1 protein-coding gene and 1 pseudogene are annotated in these 9,376 nt (G+C 73.0%); both read right to left on the reverse strand.

Annotation, left to right across the window (positions count from 1 at the left end; genetic code table 11):
* A partial coding sequence (locus tag ACFHVL_RS30145; protein ID WP_416631945.1) for a beta-ketoacyl synthase N-terminal-like domain-containing protein occupies window positions 1-1,091 on the reverse strand: 1,091 nt, incomplete at its 3' end.
* Window positions 1,092-1,112: 21 nt separating this feature from the next.
* A pseudogene (locus ACFHVL_RS30150) lies at window positions 1,113-9,338 on the reverse strand (SDR family NAD(P)-dependent oxidoreductase); the annotation flags it as partial.
* Between the last annotated feature and the right edge of the window lie 38 nt (window positions 9,339-9,376).

A 9,376-nucleotide genomic window follows, 5' to 3' on the forward strand; every position in this document is an offset into this window, starting at 1 on the left:
GACTTCAACGACCCCAACCACAACGGACGATCCGCGTCCCGCCCCTGCCCGTACGTCGCCAACAACGCCTGTACCTCGATCGGGTCACCCAGTTCGGTGGCCGTGCCGTGGCCATCGACCGCGTCGACCTGGTCGGCGGACATCCGGGCGTTGGCCAACGCCTGCCGGATCAGCCGCTGCTGAGCCGGACCGTTCGGCGCGGTCAGCCCGTTCGACGCGCCGTCAGAGTTGGCCGCGGAGCCGCGAACCACGGCGAGGACGCGGTGGCCGTTTCGGCGCGCGTCGGACAACCGCTCGACGAGCAGCACCCCGACGCCCTCGGCCCAGGCCGGCCCGTCGGCGTCGTCGGAGAAGGAACGGCACCGGCCGTCCCGCGACTGGGTGTCCTCCAGGTTGAACTCGACGAAGGTCTGCGGGGAGGCCATCACCGACGAACCGCCGGCGACGGCGAGGGAACACTCCCCCCGGCGCAGCGACTGTACGGCGAGGTCGAGCGCCACCAGGGACGACGAGCAGGCGGTGTCGATTGTGATCGCCGGTCCTTCGAAACCGAAGTGGTACGAGACGCGCCCGGACACCACACCCGACGACCCGTAGCTGCCCGGATAGTTGTGGTACATGACCCCGGCGAAAACGCCGGTCCGGCTGCCGCGGACCGACGCCGGTGCGATACCGGCGCGTTCGAACGCCTCCCAGGTGCTTTCCAGCAGCAACCGCTGCTGAGGGTCGATCAGCAGCGCGTCGCGGGGGGCGATGCCGAACCAGTCGGCGTCGAAGTCGCCCGCGTCGTAGAGGAAACCGGCCTGCCGTACGTAGGTCGTGTTGGGGCGGGTGCTGTCGGGATCGTAGAGCCTGTCCAGGTCCCAGCCCCGGTCAGTGGGGAACTCGCCCATCGGATCGACCTCGTCGACCAGCAGCCGCCACAGCCCTTCCGGGCTGGTCACTCCGCCGGGAAACCGGCACGCCATGCCGATGATGGCGATCGGCTCGTGTGCCGCCTCGGTGAGCTGGCGGCTGTACTCGCGGAGTCGCTCGTTCTCCTTCAGCGACGCGCGGAGAGCGTCGACGATCCTCTGGTCCGCCTGCGTCATTTCTATCTCACACCTCTCGCGTCACTCGCCGAAGTCGGCCGTCTGCAGGGCCATGCTGATGAGGTTCTCGGTGTCCATCTCGTCGATCGCGGAGCTGCCCGCCAGGTGGGGCGCGCCGGCTGGGCGCGCGGACGCGCCAGCCAGCGCGAGCAGGCTCTCCAGCAGTCCGGCGTCACGTAGCCGGCCCAGCGGGATGCTGCTCAGCGCCGCCCGGATCTCGTCGTCGGGCAGCGCCGCGCTGCCGTCGACGGTGTCTGGCACCAGATCGGCGGCGAACTGCCGGGCCAGCGCGGCGGCGTTGGGATAGTCGAAGATCAACGTCGCGGGCTGCTGCCGGCCAGTGAGCAGGGTCAACCGGTTGCGGAACCCGATCGCGGCCAACGAGTCGAAGCCCAGCTCGCTGAAGGCCCGCTCCGGCTCGATTGCCTCCGGCCCCGGGTGCCCGAGCAGCTTCGCCGCCTCACTGCGGATCATCTCCAGCAGCAGTTCCTGCGCCTGCGGGCGGGACTTGCCGGCGAGCTGCTCGCGGAGCCGGTCGCCGCCGGCCCCACCGGTCGCCGCGCCGCCGCCCGCGTCCCGCGCAAAGCGCCGTCGCGTGCCGGCTGCCCCACCGCCCACCGGCGGGGCCAAGGCTAGGCCCTCGAGCAACGGGGACCGGTCCGGCCCCAGCTTCGCCGGGTCGAGCCGGATCGGCACCAGCACGGCGTCGGGCAGGGCCACCGCCCTGTCGTACAGGCCGAGACCGGTCTCGGCGTCGAGCGGGTGGACACCGGTCTCGGCGAGCCGCCGCAGGTCGACCTCGGTCAACGTGCCGCCCATCCCCTCATCGGCAGTGGACCACAGGCCCCAGGCCAGTGACGTGGCCGGCAGGTCGTGCGCTCGCCGGTGGGCGGCCAACCCGTCAAGATAGGCGTTGGCCGCGGCGTAGTTGGCCTGACCGGGTGGGCCGAGGACCCCGGCGGCGGATGAGAACGTCACGAACGCGGCGAGCGGCGTGTCCCTGGTGAGCTCGTGCAGGTGCCAAGCGGCGTCGACCTTGGGCCGTAACACGTTCGACATCCGGTCGGCGGTCAGCGAACCGATCACCGCGTCATCGAGAACGCCGGCCGCGTGCACGACGCCGGTGAGCGGATGCTCCGACGGCACCGTGGCGAGCAACCGTGCAACCTCATCTCGGTCGGTGACGTCGCAGGCCGTGACCGTGACCTGGGCTCCGAGGTCGAGCAACTCGGTACGCAGCCGCGTCATGTCGGGCGCGGCCATGCCCCGCCGGCTGGTCAGCAACAGATGCCGTACGCCGTGACCGGTCACCAGGTGCCGGGCGATCACCCGGCCGAGAGCGCCGGTCGCCCCGGTCACCAGGACCGTGCCCGAGCCGAAGTCCGGGGGTGTGGGGGGCGTGTCCGGTGGCGGCGGACCGCTCGGCACCAGGCGGGGCACGTACAGGGCTTCGTCGCGGACCGCCACCTGGGGCTCCCCCGTGGACACCGCCGCGGCCAGCAGGGCGGGCGAGACCCGATCCGGCTCGATGTCAACCAGCACGATCCGGCCGGCGTGCTCGGCCTGCGCGCTGCGTACCAGGCCCCAGACGGCGGCACCGGCCGGGTCGGCGTCGGCGGCGGGACCGACCGGTACGCCCCTGCCGGTCACCACCACCAGCCTCGACCCGTCGAACCGGCTGTCGGCCAGCCAGGTTCGCAGTGCCTCGACCGTCCGCCGGGTTTCTCCGTGCACGACGTCCGGGTCCGGGCCACCGCCGCAACTGAGCAGGAACACCGGCCGGTCCTCGCCGTCGCCGCCGTCCGCCGACGTGATCACGGCGTCGAAGTCCGGTACGGCCGTCGCGGCGAGCGACGCGGCCAGCATCCAGCGGTCCGGGCCGACCAGCTGCCAGATTCCGCTGTCTGACGCGTCGGGTACGGCGACCGGCCGCCACTGGACTCGCAGCAGAGCCGCCGCTGGCCCGTCGCCCGGCCCTGCGTCGTCGCGGCTGGCCGCTGATGGTTCGTCAGCGGACACCTCTGGGTTGCCGAGGCCCTGCGACGGATCACCGGCGGGACGCAGCGCGAGCGCGTCGACGGTGGCGACCGGTTCACCGGCACCGTCGAAGATCTCGACCGACACCGTCGTCGGCCCTGCCACCCGTAGGCGCACCCGCGCCTCGACGGGGCCGGCGGCGAACAGGCTCATCCCGGTAACCGTGAAGGGCAGCAGCGGGCCGGCCACCGCCACCGGGCTGTGCGCCACCAGCTGCCAGGCCGCGTCCAGCAACGCCGGGTGCAGGTTGAAATCGGCGGCGTCGGTACCGGCCGCGGCCGGCAGGGCGACGTCGGCGTACACCTCGTCGGCCCGCCGCCACACCGTGTGGACCCCGCGGAACACCGGACCGTATGCGATTCCGGCGGTCACGGCGAGCTCGTCGTACCAGCCGTCAAGCGGCACCGGGACGGCTCCCGGTGGCGGCCACTGGGTGAACTCCGGGGCTGGTGCCAGCCGGTCGGCGGCCGCCGGGTCCGGCACGAGCACCCCGCTGGCATGCCGCTGCCAGGGCAGGTCGGCTCCGGCGGACGCGGCTCGGGAGTGCACCAGGACACGCCGCGCCCCACGTTCGTCGGCGGCGCCGACCTCCACCTGCACGGCGACGCTGCCGCCAGCCGGGAGGACCAATGCGCGTTCGAAGTCGAGCTGCTCGATCCGCCCGCACCCCAGCTGGTCGCCGGCCCGCGTGGCGAGTTCGACGAGACCGGCGCCGGGCAGCACGGTGAGTCCGTGTACCACGTGGTCGGCCAGCCAGGGGTGGGTCGCGACGGACAGCCGGCCGGTCAGCATCAGGCCGCCCGAGCCAGGTAGTTCGACCACCCGGTCGACGAGCGGATGAGCACCGGCGGTCGGGTCAGCGAGGACTCCCGCGACACTGTCCAACCAGTATCTCTGGCGTTGGAAGGCGTAGGTGGGCAGGGGCACCCGGCGCACCGGAAGGTCGGCGAGGACCGCCGGCCAGTCCACCGCGACGCCGCACACGTGCAACCGGGCGAGCGTGTCCAGCAACATACGCGGCTCGTCGCGGCCCCGCCGCATCGTCGGCACCACCGTCGGCGGCGTGGCTGTCGCGGCGACGCGACGCGACACCAGCGGGACGAGCACGGCGTCCGGCCCGACCTCGACGAACCGGGTGATGCCGGCGCGTTCGAGGCAGCAGACCGCGTCGTGGAACCGCACCGGCTCGCGCACCTGCCGTACCCAGTACTCCACCGAACACAACTGCTCCGGGTCCGCCGCCGCGCCGGTAAGCGTGGAGACCAGCGGCACCCTGGGCGCCCGGAAGGTCACCGACTCGACCACCTCGCGGTACGCGGCCAGCATCGGTTCCATCGCCGCCGAGTGGAACGCGTGCGACACGCGCAGCCGGGTCACCGCCCTGCCCTGCCCGGCGAACCTTTCGGCGGCGGCCCGGATCTCCTGCTCCTCGCCGGAGAGCACCACCGACTGCGCCGCGTTGACGGCGGCGAGGTCCAGCCGGCCGGTCAGCAGCGGACGTACCTCGTCCTCGCTGGCCTGTACGGCGAGCATCGCACCGCCGGCTGGCAGCGCCTGCATCAGGGTGCCCCGGGCGGCGACCAGGGCACACGCGTCGGACAGCGAGAGCATGCCGGCGGCGTACACCGCCGCCAGCTCACCGATCGAGTGTCCAGCGAGCCGGTCCGGGCAGACCCCGACCGACTCCAGCAACCGCAGCAGGGCGACTTCGACGGCGAACACCCCGGCCTGGGTGTAGGCGGTCTGGTCGAGCAGCGCGGCCTCGGCGCTGCCCGGCTCGGCGGCGAGCACTGAACCCAGCGGCGGATCCAAGCGGGTGTCGAACTCGCTGGTCACCTCGTGCAGCGCCGCCGCGAACACCGGGAACCGGGCCGCGAGCTGCCGTCCCATCCGGGGGTGCTGCGCGCCCTGGCCGGAGAAGACGAAAGCGAGGCCGCCGCTGCTGACCGTGCCGGTCACCGACCCGTCCTCCTCGGCGCCGTCGACGAGTGCGACGAGCCCGAGCAGGAAGTCAGCCCGTTCCGCGCCGAGCAGCACGGCCCGGTGCTCCAACTGCGGGCGGAACACGGTGGAATAGCCGAGGTCGGCCGCTTCGTCGTCGGTGTCGTCAACGTGGTTGAGCAGCCGCTCCGCCTGTGCCTGCAGTGCCTGGCGGGTACGAGCGGACAGCAGCCACGGCACCACGGGCGGCTCGCCGTCACCACCGCCGTCACCACCGCCGTCACCACCGCCGGCCCCACCGCCGGCCCCACCGCCGGCTGTGACGGAGGCTTCCTGCGGGTCTGCCTCCTCCAGCACCACGTGGGCGTTGGTACCGCTGACGCCGAAGGACGACACCGCGGCCCGGCGGGGCTGGCCGGTCCGCCGCCACAGCCGGTCCGTGGTCAGCAGTCGCACCTTGCCTGCGTCCCAGTCGACATGCGTAGACGGCTCGGTCACGTGCAGCGTCCGCGGCATCGTCCCGTGCCGCATCGCCTGGACCATCTTGATCACTCCGGCGACCCCGGCTGCGGCCTGAGTGTGCCCGATGTTCGACTTGAGCGAGCCCAGCCAGAGCGGTTCGCCCCGGTCCTGTCCGTAGGTGGCGAGCAGGGCCTGCGCCTCGATCGGGTCGCCCAACGCCGTACCGGTGCCGTGCGCCTCCACCACGTCGACGTCGTCTGGTCGCAGACCGGCGTTGACCAACGCCTGGCGGATCACCCGCTGCTGGGCGGGTCCATTCGGGGCGGTGAGCCCGTTGGACCGGCCATCGGAGTTGACCGCCGAACCCCGGATGACGGCGAGCACCGGATGACCGTGCCGGCGGGCATCTGAGAGTCGTTCCAGGACGAGTACTCCGGCGCCCTCCGCCCAGGCGGTGCCGTCGGCGTCGGCGGAGAAGGCCTTGCAGCGACCGTCACGGGCCAGCCCGCGTTGCCGGCTGAACTCGACGAACGTCTCCGGGGTCGCCATCACAGTGACTCCGCCGGCCAGCGCCAATGTGCATTCCCCGGTACGCAGCGACTGTGCCGCCCAGTGCATCGATACCAGCGACGAGGAGCAGGCGGTGTCGACGCTGACCGCCGGGCCTTCGAATCCGAAGTGGTGGGCCACCCGACCGGACACCACCGCGCCGGTGGAGCTGCTGGCGACGTAGTCGTGGTACTGGACGCCGACGAAGACTCCGGTGGCGCTGCCCCGCAGGGACAACGGGTCGATCCCGGCCCGTTCGACTGCCTCCCACGAGGTTTCCAGCAGCAGCCGCTGCTGTGGGTCGACAGTCGGGGCCTCGCGAGGTGAGATGCCGAAGAAGCCGGCATCGAAATCGGCGGCGTCGTAGAGAAATCCCCCGGTACGCACGTACGTGCTGCCGGGCCGTTCCCCGTTGGCGTCGTAGAGCTGGTCGATCTGCCAGCCTCGGTCGGCGGGAAACTCGCCGATGGCGTCGACCCCGTCGGCGACGAGGGTCCACAGCTGCTCCGGGGAGCTGACGCCGCCCGGGTAGCGACAGGCCATCGCGACGATCGCGATCGGCTCGTCGGTGCCTGCCGACGACTCGGCAACGGGGGCTCCTCCCGGCTGGCTCTCGTCGACGACAAGTTCGGCGCGCAGGTACTCGGCCACCGCACTGGCCGTGGGATGGTCGAACACCAGGGTGGCGGGCAGCCGCAGGCCGGTCGCCGCGGTCAACGCGTTGCGCAGCTCGACGGCGGTGAGCGAGTCGAAGCCGAGCTGGTGGAACTCACGGTCGGCGGCGACCGCCTCCGGTGATTCGTGTCCCAGCACGGTCGCGACGTGGGTACGGACCAGGTCGAGGAGCAGGTGCGCCCGTTCCCGCTCGGCGAGCTCGGTGAGGCGCACGGCGAGCGTTCCGGCGCCACTGCCCGCAGCCGGCCGGGTGAGCGGGCCCACCAGCGAGCTGAAGACCGGCGGTACGCCGTCGCCGGCACGCAGCCGGGCCGGTTGCAGCGCGGCGGCGACGACGGCGGGATCGGCGGCGACGACGGCGGCGTCCAAAAGTGCCAGCCCGGCGGGCACAGACAGCGGTAGTACGCCGCTGCGGGCCATCCGGGCACGGTCGGCCTCGGCGAGCGCTCCGGTCATACCGCCGTCGGCGTCCCACTGGCCCCAGGCCACGGAGACGGCGGGCAGCCCCGCCCGGTGCCGCCGGGCCGCCAGCGCGTCCAGAACCGAGTTGGCGGCAGCGTAGTTGGCCTGCCCCGGCGCGCCGAGCACCCCGGACAGGGAGGAGAACATCACGAACGCGGCCAGGTCCATCCCGGCGGTGAGCTCGTGCAGGTGCAGCGCCCCGGCGACCTTGGGCGCCAGGACCGCGTCGAGTTGGTGCGGGGTCATCGCGGTGACGACGCCGTCGGCGACGACCCCGGCGGCGTGCACGACGGCGGTCAACGGCCGCTCTGCGGTCATTCCGCTCAGCACGCGGGCCAGGGCGGCGCGGTCAGCCACATCGCAGGCGACCACCCGTGCCCGCGCGCCGAGTTCGGCGAGCTCGGCGACGAGCGTGTCGGCTCTGGGAGCCTGATCTCCCTGGCGGCTCAGCAGCACCAGATGCCGGATAGCGTAGCGGCTGACCAGGTGTCGAGCCACGATGGCGCCGAGCGATCCCGGCCCGCCGGTGATCAGTACGGTGCCGGCCGGATCGAGCACCGGCCGAGCGTTGCCCGCTGCCGGAAGGTGGGCCAGCCGGGCCACGTGTGCCGCGCCACCGCGCACAGCCACCTGCGGTTCCCCTGCGGCGAGCGCAGCCGCGACCGCCGCCGCGACGGTGTGGGTGTCGGCGCGGGAGTCGCCGGTGGCTTGTCCACCGCTGACGTCGGACGGGGCGATGTCAGCCGGGTCCGCATCGACCAGTAGGAACCGGTCGGGGTGCTCGGCCTGGGCGGACCGTACCAGCCCCCAGACGGCCGCGCCGGCGAGATCACCGCCGGTGCCGGCGACCGGTACGGCGCCCCGGGTGACGACGGCCAGCCGGGTGCCGCTGTTGGTGGCGTCACCGAGCCACTGCTGCAACCTCGCCAGCAACTGCCGGCAGTGCCTACGGATCGTGTCCGGATCGTCGCCGCAGATCTCGTCGAGGCGGAGCAGGTGCACGCCCTCGGCCGGGCGGTCGCGCCCCAGGTCCGCCATCGCGATCCAGTCGAGCCGGTGCAGGTCGGCGGTGTGCGCCGGCGTCGCCGTGGCGGCGGAGACCGGCCGGAAGGTGACCGCTGCCGCGGTGGCGACAAGGTGACCGGCGTGATCGAAGGCCGCGACGGCGTACGTGTCCGGTGCGGTCGGGGTGAACCTGACCCGCAGTTCGGCGGCGCCGGTGGCGTGCAGGGTGACGCCGGACCAGGAGAACGGCAACCGGGCATGGCCCTGCCCGGCGCCCAGGTCGACGGCGAGTGCCTGGGTGGCGGCGTCGAGCACGGCCGGGTGCAGGCCGAAGCGGTCGGCGTCACCGGGGTCGGGAAGCCGTACGTCGGCCCAGAGCAGGGGACCCTGACGCCACACGGCGCGCAACCCGCGGAAGGCCGGTCCGTAGTCGAGACCGGCACCGGCCATCGTGTCGTCGAGGGTGTCGATCGGGACCGGCTCCGCGCCGGCCGGTGGCCAGCTGAGCTCGGCCTCCGGCCGGTCGTTCCCGGACGGGGTCGAGGCGGTGGTGAGGTGACCGGTGGCATGGCAGGTCCACGACCGCGCGGGAACGGCCTGCTCGGCCCGGGAGTGGATGCCGATCCGCCGGGCACCGGTGTCGTCGGCTTCACCGGCGACGACCTGGATCCGTACGCCGCCCTGCGCCGGCAGGCGCATCGGAGCGTGCAGGGTGAGTTCGGCGATGTGGGCGCAGCCGATCTGGTCGGCGGCCCGGACGGCGAGCTCGACGAAGGCGGTGCCCGGCAGGATCACCTCGCCGTGGACCCGGTGTTCGGCGAGCCATGGGTGGGAGACGGTGGACAACCGTCCGGTGAGCACCGCCCCCTGGGTGTCGGCCACGACGGTGACGGCGGCGAGGAGGGGATGGTCGGCGGGGTCCAGCCCGACGGTCGCCAGATCTCCGGCCGGTGCCCGGTCGTCCAGCCAGTAGCGTTTGCGGTGGAACCGGCGGGTCGGCTGCGGCAGTTCGGTACCGCCGGTGCCGGTTTCCCCGGCTGGCTCGGCCTGTTCCAGGATCAGGTGGGCGTTGGTGCCGCTGACGCCGAACGACGACACCCCCGCCCGACGCGGTTCGTCGGTCGCCGGCCACGGCCGAGACCGGGTCAACACCC

This window comes from Micromonospora sp. LOL_023 (assembly GCF_048060115.1).
Classification (GTDB): domain Bacteria; phylum Actinomycetota; class Actinomycetes; order Mycobacteriales; family Micromonosporaceae; genus Micromonospora_E.